23 protein-coding genes are annotated in these 25,479 nt (G+C 70.7%); 15 read left to right on the top strand and 8 right to left on the bottom strand.

Annotated features, from left to right (window positions below):
- From treS to ACWGDB_RS35645, 4 genes are all read left to right on the top strand, one after another.
- On the top strand, window positions 1–1,290 hold a 1,290-nt coding region (gene treS, locus ACWGDB_RS35660; protein ID WP_453826253.1), incomplete at its 5' end, for a maltose alpha-D-glucosyltransferase.
- A gap of 41 nt (window positions 1,291–1,331) precedes the next feature.
- Window positions 1,332–2,693, top strand: a complete 1,362-nt coding sequence (locus ACWGDB_RS35655) for a maltokinase N-terminal cap-like domain-containing protein (RefSeq protein WP_453826252.1) — start codon at window positions 1,332–1,334, stop codon at window positions 2,691–2,693.
- 3 nt (window positions 2,694–2,696) lie between these two features.
- Window positions 2,697–4,916 carry a 1,4-alpha-glucan branching enzyme gene (glgB, locus tag ACWGDB_RS35650; protein WP_453826251.1) on the top strand — a complete coding sequence of 740 codons (2,220 nt, stop codon included), beginning with the start codon at window positions 2,697–2,699 and terminating at the stop codon, window positions 4,914–4,916.
- 124 nt (window positions 4,917–5,040) lie between these two features.
- Complete coding sequence (locus ACWGDB_RS35645; RefSeq protein WP_453826250.1) at window positions 5,041–6,948, top strand: AMP-dependent synthetase/ligase; 1,908 nt, start codon at window positions 5,041–5,043, stop codon at window positions 6,946–6,948.
- Between the two features lie 6 nt (window positions 6,949–6,954).
- On the opposite strand, the gene ACWGDB_RS35640 is transcribed toward ACWGDB_RS35645, so the two are convergent.
- Both ACWGDB_RS35640 and ACWGDB_RS35635 read right to left on the bottom strand, forming a co-directional pair.
- Window positions 6,955–7,515 carry a hypothetical protein gene (locus tag ACWGDB_RS35640; protein WP_453826249.1) on the bottom strand — a complete coding sequence of 187 codons (561 nt, stop codon included), beginning with the start codon at window positions 7,513–7,515 and terminating at the stop codon, window positions 6,955–6,957.
- A gap of 10 nt (window positions 7,516–7,525) precedes the next feature.
- Window positions 7,526–8,128 carry a hypothetical protein gene (locus ACWGDB_RS35635; protein ID WP_453826248.1) on the bottom strand — a complete coding sequence of 201 codons (603 nt, stop codon included), beginning with the start codon at window positions 8,126–8,128 and terminating at the stop codon, window positions 7,526–7,528.
- Window positions 8,129–8,475: 347 nt separating this feature from the next.
- Between ACWGDB_RS35635 and ACWGDB_RS35630 the strand changes: the two genes are divergently transcribed.
- The 4 genes from ACWGDB_RS35630 to ACWGDB_RS35615 all read left to right on the top strand — a co-directional run bounded on the left by ACWGDB_RS35630 (window position 8,476) and on the right by ACWGDB_RS35615 (window position 13,360).
- Complete coding sequence (locus ACWGDB_RS35630) at window positions 8,476–9,867, top strand: NAD(P)/FAD-dependent oxidoreductase (RefSeq protein WP_453826258.1); 1,392 nt, start codon at window positions 8,476–8,478, stop codon at window positions 9,865–9,867.
- A 71-nt stretch (window positions 9,868–9,938) separates the two neighbouring features.
- Window positions 9,939–12,182, top strand: a complete 2,244-nt coding sequence (locus ACWGDB_RS35625) for an FUSC family protein (protein ID WP_453826247.1) — start codon at window positions 9,939–9,941, stop codon at window positions 12,180–12,182.
- Between the two features lie 62 nt (window positions 12,183–12,244).
- A complete protein-coding gene (locus ACWGDB_RS35620; RefSeq protein WP_383625626.1) occupies window positions 12,245–12,466 on the top strand; it encodes a hypothetical protein in 222 nt (73 codons plus the stop codon).
- A 438-nt stretch (window positions 12,467–12,904) separates the two neighbouring features.
- Window positions 12,905–13,360 carry a cyclic nucleotide-binding domain-containing protein gene (locus ACWGDB_RS35615; RefSeq protein WP_453826246.1) on the top strand — a complete coding sequence of 152 codons (456 nt, stop codon included), beginning with the start codon at window positions 12,905–12,907 and terminating at the stop codon, window positions 13,358–13,360.
- 3 nt (window positions 13,361–13,363) lie between these two features.
- On the opposite strand, the gene ACWGDB_RS35610 is transcribed toward ACWGDB_RS35615, so the two are convergent.
- Window positions 13,364–14,662: an MFS transporter gene (locus tag ACWGDB_RS35610; RefSeq protein WP_453826245.1), complete on the bottom strand. Its 1,299-nt coding sequence runs from the start codon at window positions 14,660–14,662 to the stop codon at window positions 13,364–13,366.
- A 77-nt stretch (window positions 14,663–14,739) separates the two neighbouring features.
- The gene (locus tag ACWGDB_RS35605; protein WP_453826244.1) at window positions 14,740–15,363 is read right to left on the bottom strand and encodes a LysE/ArgO family amino acid transporter; all 624 of its coding nucleotides are present in this window, start codon (window positions 15,361–15,363) and stop codon (window positions 14,740–14,742) included.
- 66 nt (window positions 15,364–15,429) lie between these two features.
- On the opposite strand from ACWGDB_RS35605, the gene ACWGDB_RS35600 reads away from it, so the two are divergent.
- Window positions 15,430–16,338 (top strand): LysR family transcriptional regulator ArgP, encoded by a 909-nt coding sequence (locus tag ACWGDB_RS35600; protein WP_453826243.1) that lies wholly within the window; start codon window positions 15,430–15,432, stop codon window positions 16,336–16,338.
- A 140-nt stretch (window positions 16,339–16,478) separates the two neighbouring features.
- Here ACWGDB_RS35600 and ACWGDB_RS35595 read toward each other — a convergent pair whose 3' ends face one another.
- Window positions 16,479–17,180: a TetR/AcrR family transcriptional regulator gene (locus tag ACWGDB_RS35595; RefSeq protein WP_453826257.1), complete on the bottom strand. Its 702-nt coding sequence runs from the start codon at window positions 17,178–17,180 to the stop codon at window positions 16,479–16,481.
- A gap of 141 nt (window positions 17,181–17,321) precedes the next feature.
- Here ACWGDB_RS35595 and ACWGDB_RS35590 point away from each other — a divergent pair, with 141 nt between their 5' ends.
- Window positions 17,322–18,539 (top strand): saccharopine dehydrogenase family protein, encoded by a 1,218-nt coding sequence (locus ACWGDB_RS35590; protein WP_453826242.1) that lies wholly within the window; start codon window positions 17,322–17,324, stop codon window positions 18,537–18,539.
- 104 nt (window positions 18,540–18,643) lie between these two features.
- Window positions 18,644–18,877 (top strand): WhiB family transcriptional regulator, encoded by a 234-nt coding sequence (locus tag ACWGDB_RS35585; RefSeq protein WP_369269045.1) that lies wholly within the window; start codon window positions 18,644–18,646, stop codon window positions 18,875–18,877.
- 67 nt (window positions 18,878–18,944) lie between these two features.
- Here the strand turns inward: ACWGDB_RS35585 and ACWGDB_RS35580 are convergent, their stop codons facing one another.
- On the bottom strand, window positions 18,945–19,709 hold the full coding sequence (locus tag ACWGDB_RS35580; RefSeq protein WP_453826241.1) for a hypothetical protein: 765 nt from the start codon (window positions 19,707–19,709) through the stop codon (window positions 18,945–18,947).
- A 116-nt stretch (window positions 19,710–19,825) separates the two neighbouring features.
- Between ACWGDB_RS35580 and ACWGDB_RS35575 the strand changes: the two genes are divergently transcribed.
- Window positions 19,826–20,176: a DUF488 domain-containing protein gene (locus ACWGDB_RS35575; RefSeq protein ID WP_453826240.1), complete on the top strand. Its 351-nt coding sequence runs from the start codon at window positions 19,826–19,828 to the stop codon at window positions 20,174–20,176.
- 22 nt (window positions 20,177–20,198) lie between these two features.
- Here the strand turns inward: ACWGDB_RS35575 and ACWGDB_RS35570 are convergent, their stop codons facing one another.
- Together ACWGDB_RS35570 and ACWGDB_RS35565 are read right to left on the bottom strand one after the other, a co-directional pair.
- Window positions 20,199–21,872, bottom strand: coding sequence for an FAD-binding dehydrogenase (locus tag ACWGDB_RS35570; RefSeq protein WP_453826239.1), 1,674 nt, complete (start codon window positions 21,870–21,872; stop codon window positions 20,199–20,201).
- 24 nt (window positions 21,873–21,896) lie between these two features.
- Window positions 21,897–22,523 carry a TetR/AcrR family transcriptional regulator gene (locus tag ACWGDB_RS35565; RefSeq protein ID WP_383611236.1) on the bottom strand — a complete coding sequence of 209 codons (627 nt, stop codon included), beginning with the start codon at window positions 22,521–22,523 and terminating at the stop codon, window positions 21,897–21,899.
- A gap of 119 nt (window positions 22,524–22,642) precedes the next feature.
- On the opposite strand from ACWGDB_RS35565, the gene ACWGDB_RS35560 reads away from it, so the two are divergent.
- The 3 genes from ACWGDB_RS35560 to ACWGDB_RS35550 all read left to right on the top strand — a co-directional run bounded on the left by ACWGDB_RS35560 (window position 22,643) and on the right by ACWGDB_RS35550 (window position 25,475).
- Window positions 22,643–23,269 carry an alpha-ketoglutarate-dependent dioxygenase AlkB gene (locus ACWGDB_RS35560; RefSeq protein ID WP_453826238.1) on the top strand — a complete coding sequence of 209 codons (627 nt, stop codon included), beginning with the start codon at window positions 22,643–22,645 and terminating at the stop codon, window positions 23,267–23,269.
- Window positions 23,270–23,452: 183 nt separating this feature from the next.
- Window positions 23,453–24,199, top strand: a complete 747-nt coding sequence (locus ACWGDB_RS35555; RefSeq protein ID WP_453826237.1) for an MBL fold metallo-hydrolase — start codon at window positions 23,453–23,455, stop codon at window positions 24,197–24,199.
- A gap of 40 nt (window positions 24,200–24,239) precedes the next feature.
- Complete coding sequence (locus ACWGDB_RS35550; protein WP_453826236.1) at window positions 24,240–25,475, top strand: DUF4032 domain-containing protein; 1,236 nt, start codon at window positions 24,240–24,242, stop codon at window positions 25,473–25,475.
- Window positions 25,476–25,479 lie beyond the last annotated feature (4 nt).

The raw sequence follows: 25,479 nt of genomic DNA, 5'->3' as shown, positions 1-25,479 counted from the left end.
TACATGTGGGCCGACGACGACAAGCAGTACGCCGACGCCCGCATCATCTTCGTCGACACCGAGGCCTCCAACTGGACCTTCGACCCGGTCCGCAAACAGTACTTCTTCCACCGCTTCTTCTCCCACCAGCCCGACCTGAACTACGAGAACCCGGCCGTCCAGGAGGAGATCCTGGCCGCCCTGCGCTTCTGGCTGGACCTGGGAATCGACGGTTTCCGGCTGGACGCGGTGCCGTATCTGTACGCGGAGGAGGACACGAACTGCGAGAACCTTCCCGCCACTCATGAATTCCTGAGGCGTGTCCGCCGCGACATCGACGCGATGTATCCGGACACGGTGCTGCTGGCCGAAGCGAACCAGTGGCCCGAAGACGTGGTCGACTACTTCGGCAACTATCAAAACGGTGGCGACGAGTGCCACATGGCCTTCCACTTCCCCGTCATGCCGCGGATCTTCATGGCCGTGCGAAGGGAGTCGAGGTACCCGGTCTCGGAAATCCTCGCCAAGACCCCGGCCATCCCCTCCGGCTGCCAGTGGGGCATCTTCCTGCGCAACCACGACGAGCTGACCCTGGAAATGGTCACCGACGAGGAACGCGACTACATGTGGGCGGAATACGCCAAGGACCCCCGCATGCGCGCCAACATCGGAATCCGCAGGCGGCTCGCCCCGCTCCTCGACAACGACCGGCACTCGATCGAGCTGTTCACGGCCCTGCTGCTCGCCCTGCCGGGTAGCCCGATCCTGTACTACGGCGACGAGATCGGCATGGGCGACAACATCTGGCTCGGCGACCGCGACGCCGTACGCACCCCGATGCAGTGGACGCCGGACCGCAACGCCGGCTTCTCCACCTGCGACCCGGGCCAGCTCTGCCTGCCGACCATCATGGACCCGGTCTACGGCTACCAGGTGACGAACGTGGAGGCGTCGATGGCCTCGCCGTCGTCGCTGCTGCACTGGACCCGTCGCATGATCGAGATCCGCAAGCAGAACCCGGCCTTCGGACTCGGCACCTACACCGAACTCCAGTCCTCCAACCCTGCGGTGCTCGCGTTCCTGCGGGAATACGAGGACGACCTGGTGCTGTGCGTGAACAACTTCGCGCGCTTCGCGCAGCCCACCGAACTCGACCTGCGGGAGTTCGCCGGACGGCATCCGGTCGAACTGTTCGGCGGGGTCCGTTTCCCGGCGATCGGCGAACTGCCGTATCTGCTGACCCTCGGGGGCCACGGCTTCTACTGGTTCCGGCTCTCCCGAGTCGCATCCCGCATCGGCCGACGACTTTGAGCGTGAGCTTCGAGCGTGTGCCGAGGAAAGGACGGGTCACCATGCAGAAGACCGCAACTCCCCGATCGAGCCGTACGGTCGACGCGAGCCCCATGGCCTCGCTCGCCGGACTGCTGCGCGAGTGGCTGCCACGGCAGCGCTGGTTCGCGGGCAAGGACCGGCCCGTCACGGACCTCGCGCTGCTGTCGATGACGGAGCTGTTCCCGGGCTGTCTGCATCTGCTGGTGCACGCCGGTCACTCCGCGGTGCCCGCGCCCGGCGGCGCTCCGCCGGCCGGCGACTGCTACCAGCTGCTGCTCGGCGTACGCCAGCATCTGTCGCCGCGGCTCGGCCGTGCGCTGATCGGCCGTGCGGAGGAGGGGCCGCTGGCCGGCCTGACGGTCTTCGACGCGCTGCAGGACCCCCGTTCGGCCCAGCTGCTCCTGGAGCGGCTGCGGCATCCCGGCACGGCGGGACCGCTGTGCTTCGAGGCGGACCCGTCCGTGTCGGTGCCGGCCGGGCTCGTGCCCCGGGTGCTGGACGCCGAGCAGTCCAACTCCTCGCTGGTGTACGGCGATACGTTCATCCTCAAGCTGTTCCGGCGCATCCAGCCCGGCGTCAATCCCGACCTGGAGCTGTCCGGCGCACTGGCCGAGCAGGGCTGCGGGCGAGTCCCGGCCCCCGTGGCCTGGTTCCGGACGACGCACCCGTGGGAGGCCACGCTCGGCGTGCTGCAGCCGTTCCTGCGTGACGCCTCCGACGGCTGGACGCTGGCCCTGGACGCCTTGGCCTCCGGCGGCGACTTCACGGCGGAGGCCCGCCAACTGGGGCGGGCTACGGCGGAGGTGCATCTGGCGCTGGAGTCGGCCTTCCCGTCCCGGGCGCACGGCGAGAACGCCGGGATGGCGGCGGCGATGACCGAGCGTCTGGAGATCGCCGCGCACTTCGTCCCCGCTCTGCAGCCCTACGTGCCCGGCCTGCGCACCGCCTTCGGGGCCCTCGCCAGCTGCGACCCCGGGCCGCCGGACCAGCGCATCCACGGCGACCTGCACCTGGGGCAGGTGCTGCGGGCGGGCCGTGAGTGGTTCGTCATCGACTTCGAGGGCGAGCCGTCCCGCCCGCTCGCCGAGCGGCGCGGTGTCCACTCGCCGGTGCGGGACATCGCCGGCATGCTGCGCTCCTTCGACTACGCCGCCCGGCAGCGCCGTCCATGGCGTCCGGAGTGGGCGCGCCGCTGCCGGGAGGCCTACTGCGCGGGCTATGCCGCCCACGCCGGCTGGGACCCGCGCAAGAAGCACGGCTTGCTGCGTGCGTATGAGACCGACCGCGCCGTGTACGAGGTCCTGTACGAGGCCCGGCACCGACCCGACTGGTTGCCCGTACCGATGGCGGCGATCGAACGCCTCGCCGTGAGAGGAGCCTGACCCATGGCCCTGCACGAGACCTCGCGCCCCGAATCGGCCGGACCGGGCCGGCGCGCCACCGCGCCCGCACTCGATCCGGCCGACCGTGAGCGCCTGCTGTCGGGCGCCCACCACGATCCGCACGCGCTGCTCGGGGCGCATCCGGTCCCGGGCGGGATCGCCTTCCGGGCACTGCGCCCGTTCGCGTGTGCGGTGAGCGTGGTGGCCGACGGCAGGCGCACCGCGCTGGTCTCGGAGGGCGGCGGTCTCTTCTCCGGCGTACTGCCGCTGAAGGAGATCCCCGCGTACACGCTGCTGGTGTCGTACGCCGAGGACGGGTCCGACGAGTGCGAGGTCCACGATCCGTACCACTTCCTGCCCGCCCTCGGCGAGCTTGACCTCCACCTCATCCGGGAGGGACGGCACGAGGAACTGTGGAAGGCGCTCGGCGCGGAGCCGATGACCCACCAGGGCGTGACGGGCACCCGCTTCACCGTGTGGGCGCCGAACGCTCAGGGCGTGCGGGTCGCCGGCGACTTCACCTGCTGGGACGGGACGGCGTTCCCGATGCGCTCCCTCGGAGCGTCCGGAGTGTGGGAGCTGTTCCTGCCGGGCATCGGGGAGGGCACCCGGTACAAGTTCGAGATCACCTCCCGGTACGGCGGCCGGTTCCTCAAGGCCGACCCGATGGCACGCCGTGCGGAGGTCCCGCCGGACACGGCGTCGATCGTGCACGCCTCGCACCACGAGTGGGGCGACGCGCAGTGGATGGCGCACCGGGGCGACGTCCCCGTGCATCAGGCACCCTTCTCGGTCTACGAGGTGCACCTGCCCTCCTGGCGCCCGGGACTGACGTACCGCCAGCTCGCCGAGCAGCTGCCCGCGTACGTCAACGACCTCGGCTTCACCCATGTCGAGCTCATGCCGGTCGCCCAGCACCCCTTCGCCGGGTCCTGGGGCTACCAGGTCACCGGCTTCTACGCGCCGGCCTCGCGGCTCGGTACGCCCGACGACTTCAAGTACCTCGTGGACGCCCTGCACCGGGCCGGCATCGGGGTGATCGTGGACTGGGTGCCGGCCCACTTCCCCAAGGACGACTGGGCGCTGAGCCGGTTCGACGGGGAACCGCTGTACGAACCCGGGGACGAGCGGCGCGCCGAGCACCCGGACTGGGGGACGTACGAGTTCGACTACGGACGCACCGAGGTGCGCAACTTCCTGGTCGCCAACGCCACGTACTGGTGCGAGGAGTTCCACATCGACGGGCTCCGGGTGGACGCCGTCGCCTCGATGCTCTACCTCGACTACTCACGGGAGTCCGGGCAGTGGGCGCCGAACGCCTTCGGCGGGCGGGAGGACCTGGCCGCGATGGCGTTCCTGCAGGAGATGAACGCGACCGTGTACCGGCGCAATCCGGGCGTCATCACCATCGCGGAGGAGTCGACCGCATGGGAGGGGGTGACCCGGCCGACCGACAGCGGCGGGCTGGGATTCGGGCTGAAGTGGAACATGGGCTGGATGCACGACTCCCTGGAGTACATCGCCAAGGAGCCGGTGCACCGCAAGTACCACCACAACGAGATGACCTTCTCGATGGTGTACGCCTACAGCGAGAACTACGTCCTGCCGATCTCCCACGACGAGGTCGTGCACGGCAAGCAGGCGCTGGTCTCCAAGATGCCCGGCGACTGGTGGCAGCGACGCGCCAACCACCGCGCCTACCTGGGCTTCATGTGGGCCCACCCCGGCAAGCAGCTCCTTTTCATGGGCCAGGAGTTCGCGCAGGGCGCCGAGTGGTCCCAGGAGCACGGTCCCGAGTGGTGGCTGCTGGATCCCGGGTACGCGTCCGCGGGTGACCATCGCGGCGTCCAGGATCTGGTCCGTGACCTCAACGCGCTCTACCGGACGACGCCGGCTCTCTGGGAGCGCGACACCGACCCCGGCGGCTTCCAGTGGGTGCTGGGGGACGCGGCGGACGACAACGTCTTCGCCTTCCTGAGGTTCGGTGCCGACGGCAGCCCCCTGCTCGCCGTCTCCAACTTCTCCCCCGTCGTGCGTCACGACTATGCCCTGTGGGTGCCGGACGACGTCATCGCCTGGCAGGAGACCCTCAACACGGACGCCGCCCGGTACGGCGGCGGCGACGTCGTCAACCCCGACCCGGTGAAGCCGGAGGACAACCGCATCAGCCTGACGTTGCCGCCTCTTGCCACGGTGCTGCTGTCGCCCTGCCCTCGCGGCTGAGATCACCGAACGGGGTCAATTGTCAGATCTCGACACCACGCGCTCTCAGCTGGGCTAGATTCGGGCACCGCCGATAACGGAACTCATCGGTGATGTCACACCCGGTACACATCAGGAGCAGCGCATGCGCGACCTCGGCCTCGCTCCCCCGACCGTCACGCCGTTGACCGGCGGGCTCGCCGACAGCGTCTTCGAGATGGCGGCTCTCGATCCGACATTGCCGGTGCTCGCGCGCCACCCCGATCCCTCCTCCACCACGTGGGAGGAGGTGACCGCCGTGGAACTGCGCGACGAAGTGGGCGATCTGGCCAAGGGGCTGATCGCGTCCGGGATCTCACCGGGCCACCGTGTGGCCGTCATGGCCCGCACCCGGTACGAGTGGACGGTGTTCTGCTACGCCCTGTGGGCGGTGGGCGCCGAGGTCGTGCCGATCTATCCGACGTCGTCGCGCGACCAGGTCGAGTGGATCCTGCGGGACGCCGAATGCGTGGCCGTGGTGGTCGAGGACGAGCAGGCCATCATGACGGTGGGTTCCGTGTGCGGATCGCTGCCGATGCTGCGCCATGTGTGGCAGCTGGACGCCGGGGGGCTTCAGCAGCTCGTGGAGCGCGGCGAGTTCGTCCCGTTCACCACGGTCGAGTCACTGCGCCGAATCGTGCTGCCCGACTCCACGGCGGCCGTCGTCTACACCTCCGGCACCACGGGTCACCCGCTGGGCTGCGCGCTGAGCCACCGCGGTCTGGCGAGCACCTGCGACACCCTCCTCGCGGGCTGGGGCCACACCGTGATCCCGCCCGGCGAGCGGCAGGCGTCGGTTCTCGCCTTCCTGCCCTTCTCGCATGTGTACGGCCTGGTGGTGCAGGGGCTGGCCATCCGAGGCGGCATGCTGATGGGCCACGAACCCGAGCTGAACGGGGAGGCGTTGTCGGCGGCGCTGCGCACCTTCCGGCCGACCTATCTGTGCGCCGTACCGTCGATCTTCGAGAAGATCTACAAGAACTTCCTGCGCACGGCCCAGCAGGCCGGCCGTGGCGCGCTGTTCGAGCGGGCCGCGGACACCGCGCGGGACTTCGCGGCGGCGCTGGAACGGCAGCGGCTGGGCGGCGGGCCCGGGCCCCGTTACGATCTGCGGCTGCAACACGCCCTGTACGAACGCACGGTGTACCGCAAGCTGCGGGCCGCGCTGGGCGGCAGGGTATGCCGGGCGACGTCCGCCGGCTCGTCCCTGAACCGTGAACTGTCCCTGTTCTACGAGGGCATCGGCATCTACGTGAACGACGCCTACGGTCTCACCGAGACCTGCGGCGGGGTCACGGCACCACCGCTGGGCCTTGAGCTGTCGGGCACGGTCGGGAAGGCACTGCCGGGGATGGACATCCGGGTGGCCGACGACGGGGAGATCCTCGTGCGCGGGCCGTCGGTGTTCCAGGGCTATGTGAACGACGAGGCCGCGACACGGGCGGCGCTGCGCGGCGGCTGGCTGGCCACCGGGGACCTCGGGCGGCTGGACTCCGACGGTTATCTGACGATCACCGGACGCAAGAAGGACGTCATCATCACGAGCGGCGGCAAGAGCGTCTCCCCGGCGCTCCTGGAGCAGCGCCTGAGGATGCATCCGATGATCCACCAGGCGGTGATCGTGGGCGACAACCGGCCCTGTATCGGGGCCCTGATCACCCTGGACCCCGACTTTCTGTCCTACTGGCGGGAATCACTCACGCTGCGCAGTGACGCGCGGATCCGGGAGGCGCGCGAGGAGAACGCGTTGCGGGAGGAGATCGGCCGGGCCGTGGCCGCCGCGAACAGCGCGGTGTCGCGCGCGGAATCCATCCGCGTGTTCCGGGTGCTGCCGGCGCCGTTCGACGTGGCCAGCGGCCTGCTGACGCCGTCGATGAAGCTGCGCCGGGACGCCATCGTGCAGCACTACGCCCTCCAGATCGACGCGATGTACCAGGCGAGTGCACGGGTGCCGCGAGATCACCTGGTGGACGAGCCGCCGCACTGGGACGACGCGGACAACGTCTTCGGCTGAGCGCACTTACTCGCCCGTGGTGAGGCGTACGACATTCGACTGCTCGCCGAGGACGAAGGCGCGGATCCGGAAGGTGGCGTTCTTCTCGCCGGGCAGGGTGACCAGGGTCGTGGCGGTGACGTCCGGATCGACGACGGCGACCGGTTCGTAGCCGGTGCTGTTCTTCTCGCGCATCTCCAGGAGGAATCCGTCCTCGTCCGAGGACCCGTCGGTCCAGGTGAAGCGGATGCCGTCCGGCAGTTCGGCGCGCGTCGGACGGTAGACGGGGCCCCGGTAGGTCCGCAGGCGGTAGTGGAACGTGGTGTGCGGCATGAGGTCGGGGTGCCGGTAGTCCGACACCTGCCGGGGCAGGTAGTCCAGGACGGTGTAGGGGCCCGTTTCCTCGGTCGCGAACTCCAGCAGGTGGCCCGCGACTCCCGGCCGGTCGTCCGTCCAGTCGAGGTCGATGTCCGTGGGTGTCGTGAGGACACCTCGCAGTGGCCTGTCGGCGTCCGCGCTGTCGGCCGAGCAGGCCGGCAGCGCCAGGATCAGCGCTGCCGACGCCGCGATGCGCGCCTTTCCTCGCATACGGCAGCCGCTACTTGCGCCAGAAGCGGACGTTGCTCCACTCCACGGTGGCCTGCCCGCTGCCGCTGTTGGTGCGGTAGGCGCCGAACTTGTCGTAGAAGCTGCCGCCGGGGCTGCCGTACGAGTGCTTGAGCGAGCCGTTGATGTAGGTGCGGTGCTCGACGCCGACCTGGTGGACCGTGTTCACGCGGACCGTCGCGCCGACGGTCCCGGCGTTGGACAGCGTGGCGCCGCCGTGCACCGCGTACAGCCGGCCGCCGCGCTCGACGGCGAGCATGAAGTACGGGCCGGAGCCGGACTCGTTGAAGGTCTGCTTGAGGCTGATCCGGGTGCCGCTGAGGCTGGTGATGCGGAAGTAGCCCTCGAACTGGCGGGTGCCGCCGGTGTAGGTGGCGTAGCGTCGTTCAGCCCGTTGGTCGCCGCTCGCGGTGGAGCAGGTGAGCCGGAACGTCAGGCCGTCGACCTGGCCGCAGCCCCGTTCCTGCACGGTGTGGCTCGGTGACACCGACTGCCAGCCGCCGGGCTCGACTTCGGCGAACGCGTGCGGGGCGGCGAGCAAAGATGTGGCGCACAGCGCCGTGGTGACGGTGAGGGTGCGCAGGCGTACGAGCATCCTGCCTCCTGTCGGATGGGGGGTGGACCGCACGTCCCGCATCTGACCACGCACATGGCGACGCGCACGGTCACATACATGAACTATGGTCCCTGACATGGACGATCGAGACGGACGTTAGGTTCAGACCAATCCGTCGTCAAGAGATCGAGCGGACACGTCTTTCACACCCGAACCGGTGTGCCCCCGCGCCGGTTGGGGCAAGGTGGCTGACGACGGGTTCATCTGCCTGCCGCACCCGGCTGGCGGAACGGCCGGTGGCGCGGTGGGATCGAGGCGTGCGAAGCCGCGATTCAGGGGCAGGCGAACGACGTCGAGGCAGACCGCCTGGAGCCGCAGAAGGGAAGATCACCGTGACACGACCCAGGATCCTGGTGGTTGGCGCAGGCTTCGCCGGAGTCGGCTGCGTTCGCCGGCTCGAACGCAAACTCTCCGCCGACGAGGCCGAGATCACCTTGGTGACGCCGTCCTCCTACCAGCTCTACCTGCCACTTCTGCCCCAGGTCGCCTCCGGCGTCCTGACGCCCCAGTCGATCGCCGTGTCCCTGCGCCGCAGCCGCAGGTACCGCACCCGGATCATTCCGGGCGGTGCGATCGGTGTGGACCTCGCGGCCAAGGTCTGCGTCATCCGCACCATCACCGACCGGATCGTCAACGAGCCGTACGACTACATCGTGCTGGCCCCCGGCAGCGTCACCCGCACCTTCGACATCCCCGGGCTCACCGACCACGCGTACGGCATGAAGACGCTGGCGGAGGCCGCCTACCTGCGCGACCACGTCATCTCCCAGCTGGACCTCGCCGACGCCAGCCAGGACCCGGCCGAGCGCGCCGCCCGGCTGCAGTTCGTGGTGGTCGGCGGCGGCTACGCGGGCACCGAGACCGCCGCCTGCCTGCAGATGCTGACGCACAACGCGGTCAAGCGCTATCCGCGGCTCGACCCGCACCTGATCAAGTGGCATCTGATCGACATCGCGCCGAGGCTGATGCCCGAACTGGGCGAGAAGCTGGGCTCCGCGGCGCAGAAGATCCTGCGCAGGCGCGGCGTCGACATCTCGCTGGGCGTGTCCATCGCCAAGGCGGGCCCCGAGGAGGTCACCTTCACCGACGGCCGGGTGGTCCCCACCCGGACCCTGATCTGGACCGCCGGAGTGGTCGCCAGCCCGCTGATCGGCACGTTGGGCGCGGACACGGTCCGGGGCCGGCTCGCGGTCACCGCGGAGATGAAACTGCCCGGCGACGACGGTGTGTTCGCACTCGGCGACGCCGCCGCCGTACCCGATGTCGCCAAGGGAGAGAAGGGCGCCGTCTGCCCGCCCACCGCGCAGCACGCCATGCGCCAGGGCAAGGTCGTGGCCGACAACGTCATCGCGTCCCTGCGCAACCAGCCGCTGCGGCCGTACGAGCACAAGGACCTCGGCCTGGTCGTCGACCTCGGCGGCCGCGACGCCGTCTCCAAGCCCCTCGGCGTCGAGCTGAAGGGTCTGCCGGCGATGGCCGTCGCCCGCGGCTACCACTGGTCGGCGCTGCGCACCAATGTCGCCAAGACACGCGTCATGACGAACTGGCTGCTCAACGCCGTCGCCGGAGACGATTTCGTGCGGACAGGGTTCCAGGCCCGCAGGCCGGCCAAACTGAGGGACTTCGAGTTCATCCACGCCTACCTGACACCGGAGCAGTTGCGCGACCGCGTGGCCGGGAAGGGCGGATCCGAGGCGCCCGAGGGAACGGCCGAGTGAGGTGAGGGCCCCGGCTGAGAGCCTTCGGTTCGCGGTGTGACCCAACACAGAGCGGGAGAGAGTACGTCGGCGTGAGGTCAGCGGGAGGGCCGGTCCGGGCGCGCGTGCGGGACCGTGTCGCGGCGTCGGACCCCGGGCTGCTGCGGCTGGCCGCGGGGCTGCGCACGGCGGGTGCGATCGCCCTCGCGGTCGCCGTGCTCGCCCTGCTGGGCGCCGATGTGACGCACCTGGTGACGGGCGCGCTGGCGGCGATGGTCGCCACCTTCGCCATCCGGGAGAAACAGCGCGGGCCGCAGGCTCTCACCCTCGCCCTGGGCCTCCCGGTGGCGCTGGCCTCGATGACCCTGGCGGCACTGCTGCACCGTCATGTCGTGGCCGGCGACCTGGCCTTCGTGGCGCTCATCTTCTGTGCCGTCTACGGGCGCAGGTTCGGCGACCGTGGCACCGCGCTCGGTCTGATCGGCTTCCAGACCTACTTCATGTCCCTCTTCGTCGGCGCCACCGTCTCCGGCCTGCCCGCGCTGTACGGCGCGGTCGCCATGGCCTTCGCGTGCAGCGCGCTGGTGCGGTTCGTGCTCGTCCCCGAGACACCGACGGGGGTGCTCGAACGGCTGCGCAGCGCCTTCCGCGCCCGACTGGCCCAGCTGCTGTCGGCACAGCTCGAGCTGCTCGGCGCCGGCCCGGAGGAAGCGGACCGGGCCCTGGAGCACGTACGCGAGGGCACCGCGCGCCTGCACGAGACGGCGCTGCTGATCCAGGGCCGGCTGGAGGAGGGAACCGCCGACGAGGCGATGGCCCGGCTCGTCCAACGACGCGTCGCGGACGCCGAGATCGCGGCCGAGCGCCTGGGGCTCTCCCTGCTCGCGGCACGCGGCGCCGAACGCGCCGACACCCTGGCCATGCATCTGCCGGGCGCCCCCGTCCCGTCGGGCAGCCGGCATCCCGTTCGGGAGGAGGCGACCGTCACGCTGCGCCGTGACCTCGAAGCCCTGCGCCTGCTCGTCCTGCACCCCGTCGGCCAGGCCTCCGGCACGGCGCTGGCCCAGGTCCGCAACCGGCTCCTCGCCTACCGCGACGAGGAGAACCTGCCCGACGCCTCCCCCGCCGTGCAGGATGCCTTCCGCGCCGTCGGCGAGGCCGCCCGCGCGGTCCTCGGGCTGCGGATCGCCCTGGGCGGGGCTCCGGACGAGTCGGACGACAGCCCGGCCACGGCGCGCTCACGCGAGGAGCTGGACGCGGAGGACGCCGTGCTCGACGCCGGGGAGGAGACCCCGTCGGAGGAGCCCAGCGGGCTGCGGCGCCCCACGACGCGTGCCGCCGTGCAGGTGGCCGTGGGGTCGACGCTGGCCATCGTCGGCGGTGAGCTGCTGTCCCACGATCGCTGGTACTGGGCGGTGCTGACCTGCTGGATCGTGTTCCTCAACACCGCCTCCACGGGCGAGATCCTGGTCAAGGGCTACCGCCGTCTGCTGGGCACGGTGCTCGGCGTCCTGGCCGGCATCCTGCTGGCGGGTGCCGTAGGCAGTCACACCTGGACGGCGTTCGCGCTGGTGCTGCTGTTCGTCTTCGCGATGTTCTACTCGGCACCGCTGTCATACACGCTGTCGTCCTTCTTCGTCACCGCGGCGCTCGGACTCCTGTACACCCTGCTGCAGACCTACAGCCTCTCGGTGCTGGTGCTGCGCATCGAGGAGACCGCGCTCGGCGCGGCCTGCGGGGTGATCGCGGCCGCCCTGATCCTGCCGGTGCAGACGGACCGCCGTACGAACGAACTGCTCGCCACCGTGCTGGAACGGCTCGGCGAGGTCACCCGCAGTTCCGTCGACCAGCTCAGTGGCGGACCGCCCGTCGAGCTGCTCGACCAGGCGCGCGAACTGGACCAGGCGCTCGCCGACCTGCGGGCCGCCGTGCAGCCGCTCACGCATCCGGTGACGCCGTTGCGGGCCCGCAAGGAGACCGCCCGCTACGTCGTCGCGCTGCTGGAGACCTGCGCCTATCACGCGCGTTCGCTGGCGGCGACTGCCGAGCTGTTGCCCACCCATCCCTCGATCGCGGCGGATCCCCGGCTGCGGCGAGCGGCGGGGCGCATCGCGCACAACATCGAGGCGATCGCCGCGCATGTCACCGACGAGCTCTCCACGGCCGGCATCGAGACCGGCCCGAGCATCGCCTCGCTCCTGGGCCGGACCGTCCCCGGCGCACCGCGCTACGGCCGCGTCACCGACCGTGTCCTGCGCCATCTGCAACGCCTCGACGAGGCCGTGTCCGGTCTGGCCCGCCCCCTGGGCGTGCCCGTGAAGGCATCGGACGGCTGACGGCTTCCCCGCGATACCGGGGATCGGGGCACGTCCCGGCGATACCGGGGTACGCGGAAGTCATGACCGATGTCGTGGACTCAGACGAACTGCTGAGGCGCATGCAGCGTGCCAGGGCCTATGCCCGGCGGGAGGAGCGGGTCTGGCAGGCCCGCAGCAACGAGCTGGAGCATGCCGACCCCGCGGCAGCCCGGGACGCCGACGTGCGGGTGATCGCCTACGAGACCGTGATCAACGTGCTGGACGAGTTCCTCTCCCCCGGCTCGCACGCCGAGGACGGCTGACCGGCGCCGCCGATTGGCAGCGCCCCCGGTGGGCACCCGAGGGCGCATGACGGCCGATCGCACCCGGGCCCCCGTCCTGGATCCGAGCGATCCTCGACTGGAGACGGTCAGGATGGTGGCGGAGGGCGAGTGAAACCGGTCACTTACCCCGGTCTCGGGTGCGCGGAATCCGCCGAGATGGTTTACGGTTCATTCATAAGTGGTCTCGGGGTAGACCGCGGGCAGACCGCAATCGTCCCCCCTGCACCACCAAATACGGCCCTGGCTGGTCTCCCCCGTCCAGCCAGGGCTTTTTAATGCCGCGAGCGCCCCCGGCCCGCGAGGATTCCCGGCCAGAACCGAAACCACGCTCCGCCGAGGTGCTCACGACGTCGGTAGCGGCTGAAATGGACGCAGGGAAGCACCGGAACCTCAGTCGTCGGTGAGGAGCCCCGCGTCATGACCAAAGCGATCAAACTGCTGACCGCCCTTCCGCCGCCTCAGCGCCAGCATCTGATGGCGCTCGCCCGGGAGGTCTCCTTCCCGGAGGACGCCCGGATCTTCGAGGCGGGCGGCACGGCCGACCGCTTCTGGGTCATCCGCTCCGGCGCCGTCTCCCTCGACCAGCGCGTGACCTCCGTGCAGCGGGTCACCGTGGCCAGCCTCGGCGCGGGTGATCTGCTCGGCTGGTCCTGGCTGTTCCCGCCGTACCAGTGGGACTTCGGCGCGGAGGCCTTCAGCCCCGTGCGCGCCTACGAGTTCGAGGCCGAGGCGGTGCTCCGGCTGTGCGAGGCGGAACCGGCGCTCGGAATGTCCCTGATCCGGCACGTCGCCGAAATCCTCGCGCACCGGCTGGAGATGACCCGGGGCAGGCTCATGGAGCAGTACGGGCAGCATCGGCGCAGCGCGCTCTGACCTTCAGACCCGGTAGCGGCGCAGGGCGGGCACCGCCGCGGCGAGGCCCAGCATCGCGACGACGACGAGCAGTCCGCCGCCCACGGTCGCCGTGCGCGCGCCGAAGGATGACCCCGCCGTGCCGTGCAGCACGTCGGCGAGGCGCGGGCCGCCCGCCACGACCACCGTGAAGACGCCTTGCATCCGGCCGCGCATCTCGTCGCTGGCGGCGGACAGCAGGATCGACCCGCGGAAGACCATCGAGACCATGTCGGCGACCCCCGCCAGGGCCAGGAACACCACCGCGAGCCACAGGCTGCCGCTCAGTCCGAATCCGGTGATGGCGGCGCCCCAGGCGACGACCGCGCCGATCACCATCCAGCCGTGCCGGCGGGCCCGGGAGAACGTGCCGGAGAACAGTCCGCCCAGCACGGCACCGATGGGAATCGCCGCGAACAGCAGGCCGAGAGCGAGCCCTTCGCCGTACGACCCGTAGGTCTGGCTCGCGAGTTGCGGGAACAGGGCGCGGGGCATACCGAAGACCATGGCGATGATGTCGGCCAGGAACGACAGCAACAGCACCTTGTGCAGGGCCATGTACCGGAAGCCGTCCACGATCTCCCGTAGGCCAGCGCGGCGTTGGGTGGTGCCGGCCGAGGGCGGCAGCGCGGGCAGCCGTACGACGGCCCAGACGGTGACGCACAGGGCCAGCGCGTCGATGAGGTACAGCTCGGCCAGGCCGATCACGGGGATGAGCACGCCTGCCAGCAGCGGTCCGGCCACCTGGCCCGTCTGCATGACCGTCGAGCCGAGGGCGTTCGCCGCGGGCAGTTCGTCGGCGGGCACCAGGCGGGCGATGGAGGCGCTGCGGGCCGGGGCGTTGAGCCCCCAGAACGCCTGTTGCACGGCGAGCAGCACCATCAGCACGGCCACCGACGCGAGGCCGGTGACGGCCTGGAGCCAGAACAGCACCGAGGTGACCGCGATGCCGCTGTTGGTGATCAGCAGCAGCTTGCGCCGGTCCATGCTGTCGGCGATGGCCCCACCCCACAGCGCGAACACCACCAGCGGCAGCAGCCCGGCGAGACTCGCGGCGCCCACCCAGGCCGAGGAGCCGGTGATGTCGTAGATCTGCTTGGGCACGGCGACAGCGGTGAGCTGGCTGCCGACGGCCGTGACGATGGTCGAGGACCACAGGCGGCGGTAGGCCGGGCGGCGCAGGGGCCGGGTGTCCATGGCCCAGCGTCGCCGGCCGCGCCGCGCGGGTATCACCGCGGACGGGTCCTTCTCCTGTGGTTCGGTGCTGCTCTCGCTGGTGTCCACGCGCTTCCTGGATGCTCGTTACATCTTTCTCGTCGGGGATCACTATCGCAGCACCGGGCGGGTGTTCGGAGGACGGATCAGGCGCCGCCGCCCCCGGAGATGAGGGAGACCCCCAGGACGACCATCGTCACGGCGACCAGTCCGTCCAGCACGCGCCACGCGACGGGCTTCGCAAGGTGGCGGCTCAGCAGGCGGGCCCCGAAGCCCAGCGCCGCGAACCAGCACAGGCTGGCGACTACGGCGCCGAGGCCGAACGTCCAGCGCATCGGCCCTTGGTCGGCGGCGACCGTGCCGAGCAGGAAGACGGTGTCGAGGTAGACGTGCGGGTTGAGCCACGTCATCGCGAGGCAGGTCAGCACCGCCCGCCGCCGTGACCGCACCGCCTCGCCGTCCGCGAGCAGGGCGCCACCCGGCTTGAGGGCGCGGCGGGCGGCGAGGGCGCCGTAGCCGAGCAGATACACCCCGCCGACCCAGGCGACCGCCGTGAGCACCCCGGGCCAGGCCACGACCACCGCGCCGACGCCTGCCACGCCCAGGGTGATCAGGAGTGCGTCGGACAGGGCGCAGATGCCGACGACGGCGAGGACCGCGTCGCGGCGGATTCCCTGGCGCAGCACGAAGGCGTTCTGGGCGCCGATGGCGACGATCAGTGAGAGGCCGGTGCCGAATCCGGCGGCCGCGGTGGTCAAGGCGTTTGTCATGCCATTGACGCTAGGGAAGCGATCTCTTTACGTACAGCTAAAGATTCTTACGTATCATTAGCTCTCGTGAAGACCGAGCTGACCGAGCTTCCCCTCGACCAGGTGCGGACCCTGCTCGCCGTGGTCGACGAGGGCACCTTCGACGCGGCCGCCGCGGCGCTGCATGTGACGCCGTCCGCGGTGAGTCAGCGGGTGAAGGCCCTGGAGCAGCGCACGGGGCGGGTGCTGCTGGTGCGCACGAAACCGGTGCGGCCGACGGAGTCGGGCTCGGTCGTCGTCCGGTTCGCCCGTCAGCTGGCCCGGCTGGAGCGGGACGCGCGGGCCGAGCTCGGCATGAGCGGCGCCGGGGAGGCGACCCAGGTGTCGATCGCGGTCAACGCCGACTCGCTGGCGACGTGGTTCCTGGCGGCGCTGACCCGGGTCCCGGAGGAGCCACAACTCTGCTTCGAGCTGCGCCGCGAGGACGAGAGCCGTACCGCGATGCTGCTGCGGGAGGGCCTGGTGATGGCCGCGGTGACCTCCTCGCCGGATCCCGTGGCCGGGTGTTCCGTACGGCCGCTGGGCCGGATGCGCTATCTGGCGGCGGCGAGCCCGGAGTTCGCCGAGCGGCATCTCGGCGGCTCGCTCGGGGACGCGCTCATGCGGGCGCCGGTGATGTCCTTCGACCGCAGTGACGATCTCGAGGACGCGTTCGTCCGCAGGCTGCGGCACACCCGCACGGGCGCGAGTGGCCTACGGCACTACGTCCCCACCTCCGAGGGCTTCCTGTCGGCTGTGGTCGCCGGACTGGGCTGGGGCCTGCTCCCCGAGGTCCAGGCGGAACCCCTCCTCGAAGCCGGCCGCCTCGTGCACCTGGCCCCGGACCGGCCTCTCGACGTCCCGCTGTACTGGCAGCAGTGGAAACTGGACTCACCGGCGCTGGCGGCGGTCACGGATGCGGTGACGGCAACGGCGGAGGAGGCCCTGCGCGGCTGAGCAGGCCGGGCGACTTGTCACCGACGGTTCTGTCACGCCTCCGAGGGACGCGGGGAACTGCGCGACCGGCCCCAACGGCGCCGCACCCGAACAACGGCGTATCGCGGCACCACCTTCACAGCCCTACAACCTTCAAACCCCTACATCGTCGCCAACTCCGCCGCCGCGCTCGTCAAGAGCATCTCCAGCGCCGTCGGATACGCGCTGGTCACCATCCGGTTGGCCAGCAAAGGCGCCGCCTCGGCGATCCGAGGATGGGTGGCCCGGGGCAATCGCGCATACGTCGACCGCCACATGCTCTCGTCCGAACGCAGCGAGTCACTCGGCAGAGCCAACGACGCGGCGTCGAGCGCCGCGAACGCCAGCGCCTGGTCGATGAAGGCGTGGTAGATGCGCACGGTGTCCGGCAGCGAGAAGCCGGCGGTCCGCAGGACGTCCAGCACCGCCTCGTCGGCGGCGAGCTCGTTGGCACGGCCGGTGACCCGGCTGGTCGTCAGCGCGGCGGCCTGCGGATGGGCCACGTACGCGGCGTGGATGCGCAGCCCGACAGCCCGCAGGTCCTCCCGCCACTCCCCCGCCCGCTCCCAGCCCTCCAGCGCCTGGCCCATGAGGGCGTCGCCGATGGCGAGGGTCAGATCGTCCATGCCGCGGAAGTAGCGGTACAGCGTGCTCGGGTCCGCGTCGAGGGCCAGCCCCAGGCGGCGGGCGGTGAGGCCGGCGCTGCCGTGTTCGCGCAGCATGCGCAGGGCCGTCTCGACGATGAGCCGCTCGGAGAGCACCATGCCGCTTTTCGTGGGACGGCGTCGGCGCCGTTTCTCCTCCGGAACGACCGGTTTCGGCACCATGCTCTCCGTCCCTGTGCCGCAGTCCATGCCGCACACTCCGCCTTATGCCAACGCCATTGACCTTACGTGAACGGACCGCGTTGTATCTCTCGCGGGGCCCCATCACGTCGTAGACCTTCAAGCCGAGGGAGTCTTGTCATGCGTGTACTGCTCGTGGGTGCCGGCGGGGTGGGTACCGCCATCACCCGGATCGCCGCCCGGCGTCCGTTCTTCGAGGCGATGGTGGTCGCCGACTACGACCCTGCGCGCGCCGAGGCGGCCGTGGCGGCCCTCGGCGGCGACGCCCGGTTCCGGCCGGAGCGCGTCGACGCGAACGACGAGGCGGCGGTTGCCGCACTGCTGGAGCAGCACGGGTGCGACGTGCTGCTCAACGCCACCGACCCGCGGTTCGTGATGCCGCTCTTCGGCGCCGCCCGCACGGCCGGGGCCACCTATGTCGACATGGCGATGTCGCTGTCACGGCCGCACCCGGATCGGCCGTACGAGGAGTGCGGGGTGAAGCTGGGCGACGCCCAGTTCGAGGCGGCCGCCGACTGGGAGAAGGCCGGCGCGCTGGCCCTCGTCGGCATGGGCGTGGAACCGGGCCTGTCGGATGTGTTCGCCCGGCACGCGGCCGACGAACTGTTCGACGAGATCGAGGAGATCGGCGTCCGCGACGGCGCGAACCTCACCGTGGACGGCTATGACTTCGCGCCGTCCTTCAGCATCTGGACGACTATCGAGGAGTGCCTCAACCCGCCGGTCGTCCACGAGGCCGGCCGCGGCTGGTTCACCACCGAGCCGTTCAGTGAGCCCGAGGTGTTCGACTTCCCCGAGGGCATCGGCCCGGTCGAGTGCGTGAACGTGGAGCACGAGGAGGTGCTCCTGATGCCGCGCTGGATCGACGCACGCCGGGTGACCTTCAAGTACGGCCTGGGCGAGGAGTTCATCGGCACGCTGAAGACGCTGCACCTGCTGGGCCTGGACAGCACCGAGCCGGTGACCGTGCCGAGCGCCTCCGGGCCGGTGGCGGTCTCTCCCCGGGACGTCGTCGCCGCGTGTCTGCCGGACCCGGCGACGCTGGGCGAGCGGATGCACGGCAAGACCTGCGCGGGCACCTGGGTACGGGGCGTCAAGGACGGCAAGCCGCGTGAGGTGTACCTCTACCACGTGGTCGACAACCAGTGGTCCATGGCGGAGTACGGCAGCCAGGCCGTGGTGTGGCAGACCGCCATCAACCCGGTCGTCGCCCTCGAACTCCTCGCCACCGGTGCCTGGTCGGGCGCGGGCGTGCTGGGCCCGGAGGCCTTCCCGGCCCGCCCCTTCCTGGACCTGCTGACCGCCTACGGCTCCCCGTGGGGCATGCGCGAACAGTGACTGGATCCGCCGGTGTCCAACCGGGTTTCACTCACGCATCGACAGGCGACTCGCATACGAGTAATGCTCCACCGAGGGCACGTCGACGATCGCAGGTGACTTTGATGGACGACTGGCGAGGGCACGGCGCCTGCCGCCATGAGGACCCGGACCTCTTCTTCCCGATCGGCACGTCCGGACCGACCCTGCTGCAGACGGAGCAGGCGAAGGCCGTCTGCCGGCGCTGCTCCGTCCGGGAGGAGTGTCTGCGCTGGGCGCTCGACATGGACCAGTTCATCGGGATCTGGGGTGGCAAGAGCGAAGCCGAGCGAAGGGCGTTGCGGCAGCGGGCCGGATGATCCATGGATCAACCGCTCGCGCCACTCGGCGAGTTCGCTGGTGGGACCCTGAGCCGTTCGGGGGACGTCAGCGGGCCAACGACTCGGCGTCGCCCATGATGATGACGGGACGCCGCTCGGGATCCAGCGCCAGCAGCAGCTGCCTCATGTGCTCCCGCGCGAGACTGACGCAGGCCTGGGTGGGTGCTTCGTGGTCCACGTGGAGCCAGATGCCGCCGCCGAGCCCGGTGCCGAGCGGGCGGACCCGGTCGAGGGGCGAGGTGCCCGTCCTGCGGTTGTAGTCGATGGCGATCACATAGTCGAAGGAACCGGCGAGAGGTTCGCCCTCGAAGCCGGTACCGCTGGCGGTGAATCCGTCGCTGTAGTGGTACGACAGCCTGGTCCCGGGGTCATCGAGCAGGCCCCCGGCGTCCGTCAGTGTGTAGACCCCGATGGGTGAGCGCAGGTCGCCGGCAAGGTGGTTGTCGGTCCAGCCGCGCAAGGCGTTGCGAGCGGGCCAGCTGCTGCCCGCCCTCCAGCCGGTGTCAGTGCGCTCGTACAGGACGGCGGTGGAGTACGAGGAGTCCCTGCCGCGTCCGGTCACGACAACGGCCTGCCGGGTCTCGGACGGCACCCTGGCCCAGGTCACCGGGCCCAGTCCGGGCAGCTTCCGCGCGGCGGCTCGGGCGGCGGCCTCGGTGGCGGCTCGGGCGGCGGCTTCGGCGGCGTGGGCGGGCTTGGGGGCCCGGGTGACGGCGGGCTCCTCATCCGGCGTCACAGTGGCACCGGCGCCGCAGCCGGTCAGCAGCAGGGAGGCGACCAGCAGGGCGACACGGGACTTGTGCGTCATCATGCATCGTCCTTGACCGACACTTGTAAGGAACTTGTAAGGATCCGTCGGTTTCGGCGGGTCGCCACGCGCATCCGAGGGGCTTGCATCCGAGCGCGAGCGTCCGAGAAAGGCCCGGCATGAGCGTTCGCATCCGTCGCGTCTACGAAGCCCCCGAACCCGAGGACGGCGTGCGTGTCCTGGTCGACCGGCTGTGGCCGCGCGGTCTGTCGAAGGACGCGGCCCACGTCGACGAGTGGCCCAAGGGACTCACCCCGTCGACCGAGCTGCGCCGCTGGTATCACGCGGGTGAAGGGTCGTACGAAGAGTTCGCCGACCGCTACGAGGCAGAGCTGGCCGCTCCGGAGGCGGCCGGGCTCCTCGACCAGGTACGGAAGTTGGCGGACAAGGGCGCCGTGACCCTGCTGACCTCGTCGAAGACTCCCGAGCAGAGCCACGCCGCCGTACTGGCCCGTCTCCTCCAGGCGTGAGGAGACGGGCCGTACGCCGCCGTCAGGCCGTCTGCCGCGCCGCGGCCCGTCCCGCCGTGCGGCCCGAGAAGAGGCAGCCGCCGAGGAAGGTGCCCTCCAGGGCGTTGTAGCCGTGGACGCCACCACCGCCGAAGCCGGCGACCTCGCCGGCCGCGTACAGGCCGTCGATGGGCGTCCCGTCGGCTCCGAGCGCGCGGGAGTCGAGGTCGGTCTGGATGCCGCCGAGGGTCTTGCGGGTCAGGATGTGCAGCTTGACGCCGATCAGCGGGCCGGCCGCGGGGTCGAGGATGCGGTGCGGGGTGGCGACGCGGCCGAGGCGGTCGCCGACATAGCGGCGGGCGTTGCGGATGCCCTGCACCTGGGCGTCCTTGCTGTAGGGGTTCGCGATCTGCAGGTCACGGGCCTCGATCTGGCGCCGGACGCCCTCCGCGTCGAGCAGCGGCTTGTCCGTCAACTGGTTCATCTTCTCGACCAGCTGCTCCAGGTTCGGCGCGGTCACGAAGTCCGCGCCGTTGCGCACGAACGCCGCCACCGGCCCCGGGGCGCCCTTGCCGAGCACCCGCTCCTTCAGGAACCCGGCGCGGTCCTTGGCGGTGATGTCGGGGTTCTGCTCGGAGCCCGACAGCGCGAACTCCTTCTCGATGATCTTCTGGCTGAGGATGAACCAGGAGTGGTCGTGGCCGGCGATGTCCGCGTCCGTGCGCAGGTGCTTGAGGGTACCCAGGGTGTCGTAGCCCGGCAGGCACGGGTCGGGCAGCCGGCGGCCGAGGGCGTCGAACCACATGGAGGACGGTCCGGGCAGGATGCGGATGCCGTGGCCGGGCCAGATCGGGTCCCAGTTCTGCAGGCCCTCGGTGTAGTGCCACATCCGGTCGCGGTTGACCAGCCGTACGCCCGCCTCCGCGCTGATGTCGAGCATCCGGCCGTCGACGTAGGCGGGGACACCGGTGACCATCTCGGTGGGCGGGGTGCCGAGGCGCTCGGGCCAGTAGCGGCGGACGATGTCGTGGTTGGCGCCGATGCCGCCGCTGGTGACGACGACGGCCTGGGCGGTCAGCTCGAACTCGCCGGCCCGGTCACGGTTGGAGGCGACGCCCCGCGGAGAGTTGTCGTCTGCCAGAACGGTGCCGCGCACTCCGCGTACCGCGCCCTCCGCTATGACGAGCGCGTCGACCTGGTGCCGGTGGTAGAAGGTGAGCAGCCCGTCGCGCGCGGCCTGCTTGGCGTACCGGACGAAGGGCTCCACGACCCCCGTGCCGGTGCCCCAAGCGATGTGGAACCGGGGCACCGAGTTGCCGTGACCGTCGGCACGCAGGTCGCCGCGCTCGGCCCAGCCGACCGTGGGCAGGAACTTGATGCCGTGCGTGTCCAGCCAGGTCCGCTTCTCACCGGCGGCGAACTCCACGTACGCGCGCGCCCAGCGCACCGCCCACGAGTCCTCGTCGTCCACGCGGTCGAACTGGGCGCTGCCCTGCCAGTCGTTCCAGGCCAGGTCGAGGGAGTCCTTGATGCCCAGGCGCCGCTGCTCCGGGGAGTCGACGAGGAAGAGCCCGCCGAAGGACCAGAAGGCCTGTCCGCCGAGGTTGGCGGCGTTCTCCTGGTCCACCAGCGCGACCCTGCGGCCCCGGCTGGTCAGTTCGCTCGCGGCGACCAGGCCCGCGAGTCCTGCTCCGACGACGATGACGTCGGCATCCATGGCGACCGTCCCTTCCTCATGTCCTCATGCGGTGGTGTCGCTGCCGTCGGTGAGCAGCGCGGTGAGCAGTTGCCCCAGCCAGACGCGAGCGTGCTCGACGTCCTTGTCCAGCAGCAGTTGGGTGGTGACTCCGTCGTAGGCGGCGACCACGGCGTGCGCGGCGCCGTCGATGTCGCCGAGTACGGCGGGCAGTGCGCTGTGCACCTGTGCGCGGGAGAGCCGGTCGGCGATCGCCCCGCGCAGTCGTGCCCGGTGTTCCAGCAGGGTCCGCGCGACGGCCGGGTCGCGGGCGGCGTGCACCAGGAAGTCCGTCTTCACCAGCAGCCAGTCGCGGTCCAGCAGCAGCACGTCCGTCACCCGGTCCACGGCGGCCGGCACGTCCAGGTCGGGCCCGTCCAGGGCGAGGGCCCCGGACACCTGCTCCGCGATCAGGTCCGCGCGCTGCTGGTAGAGGGCGAAGAACAGCTCGTCCAGGCTGTCGAAGTTGGAGTAGAAGGCGCCCCTGCTGTAGCCGGCGGCCTCGCAGACCTCCTCGATGGAGACGCGGCCGAACCCCTTGGCCGCGAACACCGCGAACGCGGCGTCGAGGAGATTGGCGCGCGTGCGGACGCGGCGCCTGGTGACGCGCTTGGTCGTGCCCTCCACCGCCATGTCCGGACCTCCATTCGATACGGGAATGTATCCGATACATGAATGTATCCAAAGAGGGTGCGGGGAAGAGCGGAAAATCTCATGGGAACAGATTTTCGATTCAGCGGTACGCTGGAACCATGGCCACGCACCTCCAGGGCTCCCTGTTCGACCAGACCGACGAGCTGCGGCTCGGGTCCCTCCCCGGGATCCGCCGTACCTCGCTCGGCCACGGCGCCTGGATCGACGTCCTGCCCGGCTGGCTCAGCGGGGCCGACGCCCTGTTCGAACAGCTGGCAGCCGAGGTGCCCTGGCGCGCGGAGCGGCGCACGATGTACGACAACGTCGTCGACGTACCTCGCCTGCTCGCCTTCTACGGCGCTGACGACGCCCTGCCGCACCCTGTCCTGGTGGAGGCGCGCGACGCTCTGTCCGCGCACTACGCCGAGGAGTTGGGCGAACCGTTCACCACGGCCGGGCTCTGCTACTACCGCGACGGCCGGGACAGCGTCGCCTGGCACGGGGACCGGATCGGGCGGGGCGCGCGCGAGGACACGATGGTCGCGATCCTCTCGGTGGGTGCGCCCCGGGATCTGCTGCTGCGCCCTGCGCGTGGCGGCGAGACGGTGCGCAGGCCGCTGGGACACGGCGACCTCATCGTGATGGGCGGCTCCTGCCAGCGGACATGGGAACACTCCATTCCGAAGACCACGCGCGCCGCGGGACCGCGCATCAGCATCCAGTTCCGCCCGCACGGCGTGCACTGAGGCGGAGAGGCGGCCGCTTCGGGTGCGCGCGGGGGCTGCCTCCGGTGGACGGTGCCGGGGGCAGCCCTTCCACCGGGCAACGCCTCATCACGCCCCCACACCGGTCCGGACCCGCCGAACACGCTTGCCCCGCGATCTGCTTTGCTGTGTCCGTCGAGCACGGACCTCACACGCGGGACGATCATGCGCGCAGATGTGCAGCAAGTCGCGGACGGCACCTATCTGGTGCACGGCAGCAACACCAACTGGGTGATCCTGACCGAGGGGGAGGCCGTCACGCTGATCGACACGGGCTACCCCGGGGACCGGCCGAAGCTCCTCGCCTCCCTTGCCGAGGTGGGCAGTTCACCGGAGGCCGTCAGCGCCGTACTGATCACCCACGCACACACCGACCACCTGGGCAACGCCGAGTACCTGCGCGCCGCGTACGGCACACCCGTGTACCTCCACGAGGCCGAAGTACCGCACGCGCGCCGGGAGTTCCTGCACCAGGTCGGCGTCGGGACGGTCCTGAGGAACGGCTGGCGGCCCGGTGTCCTGCCCTGGGCGATCCACGCGATCCGCTCCGGCGGCACCGCGCACGTCCCGGTCGCCTCCCCCGAGCCGTTCCCGTCGGCCGGCCCGCTGGACCTGCCCGGCCGGCCCGTCCCGGTGCACACGCCCGGCCACACCGACGGGCACTGCGCCTACCATCTGCCCGGCGCCGGTGTGGTGGTCTCGGGCGACGCCCTGGTCAGCGGGCACCCCACCTCCCGGATCAAGGGGCCGCAGCTGCTGCCCGACATGTTCCACCGCGAGCGGGCCCGCGCCGTGGCCTCGCTGGACGTCCTCGAAGGCCTCAAGGGAGATGTGATGCTCCCCGGGCACGGCCCCGTCCACCGTGGAGCGGTGCAGGAAGCTGCTCTTCAGGCCCGGGAGCGCGCGCTCTAAGGTGAGCTGACGATCACGGCTAGGCGAGGACGAACGCCCCATGGCACTGCAGATCAGCGCGACGAACCCGGAGCACCCCGCGCTCCTGCTGGAACTGCCCTGGCAGCTGCCGCTGGAGGAGTGGCCGGAGGACATCCTGGTCCCGCTGCCGCGCGGCATATCCCGGCACGTCGTGCGCTACGCCCGCGCGGGCAGCGAGGTGATCGCCGTCAAGGAGCTCGCCGAACGCCCGGCGCTGCGCGAGTACGAGCTCCTGCGCGACCTGGACCGCATCGGCATCCCGTCCGTCGACCCGCTCGCCGTGGTCACCGGCCGCACCGACGCCGACGGCGGCTCCCTGGAGTCGGTCCTGATCACCCGGCATTTGGGCGGCTCGATGCCGTACCGCTCGATGTTCGAGACGACGATGCGCCCGGCGACCATGCACCGCCTCATGGACGCGCTGGCCGTGCTGCTGGTCCGCCTCCACCTCGCCGGGTTCGCCTGGGGCGACTGCTCGCTGTCCAACACGCTGTTCCGGCGCGACGCCGGCGCCTACGCCGCGTATCTGGTGGACGCGGAGACGGGCGATCTGCACCCGCAGCTCAGCAACGGCCAGCGCGACTACGACCTGGACCTCGCCCGGGTCAACATCAGCGGTGAGCTGCTGGACCTGGAGGCGTCCGGGGCGCTGCACCCCTCGGTGGACCCGATCGAGTTCGGCACCGAGATCTGCGCCCGCTACCACGGCCTGTGGGAAGAACTGACCCGCACATCGGTGTACCCGGCGGGCAAGTACCACTACATAGAACGCCGGATACGGCGACTGAACGAACTCGGTTTCGACGTGGCCGAGATGCAGATCGAGCACGCCACGAACGGCGACACGGTCACCTTCGTGCCCAAGGTCGTCGACGCCGGCCACCACCAACGGCAACTGCTGCGTCTGACGGGCCTGGACACCGAGGAGAACCAGGCCCGACGCCTCCTGAACGACCTGGAGAGCTGGATGGCCACCCAGGACGACTACGCCCCGGGCGACCCCCTCGGCGCCCGCCCCGAGGTCCTCGCGCACCGCTGGGTGCGGGACGTCTTCCGCCCCACCGTGCGGGCCGTACCGCTGGAACTGCGCGGCTCCATGGACGCGGCCGAGATCTACCACGAGCTGCTCGAACACCGCTGGTACCTGTGCGAGCGGGCGCAGCACGACGTCGGCCTGGACGGGGTGGTCGAGGACTACATCACGAACATCCTGCCCAAGGCCCGGGAGACCCTGCAGCCGACGACGTCCGACTGAAGTC

This window comes from Streptomyces sp. NPDC055013 (assembly GCF_053608645.1).
The sequence above is the reverse complement of the archived record's forward strand: the minus strand, read 5'-3'. Positions and strand labels throughout refer to the sequence as shown.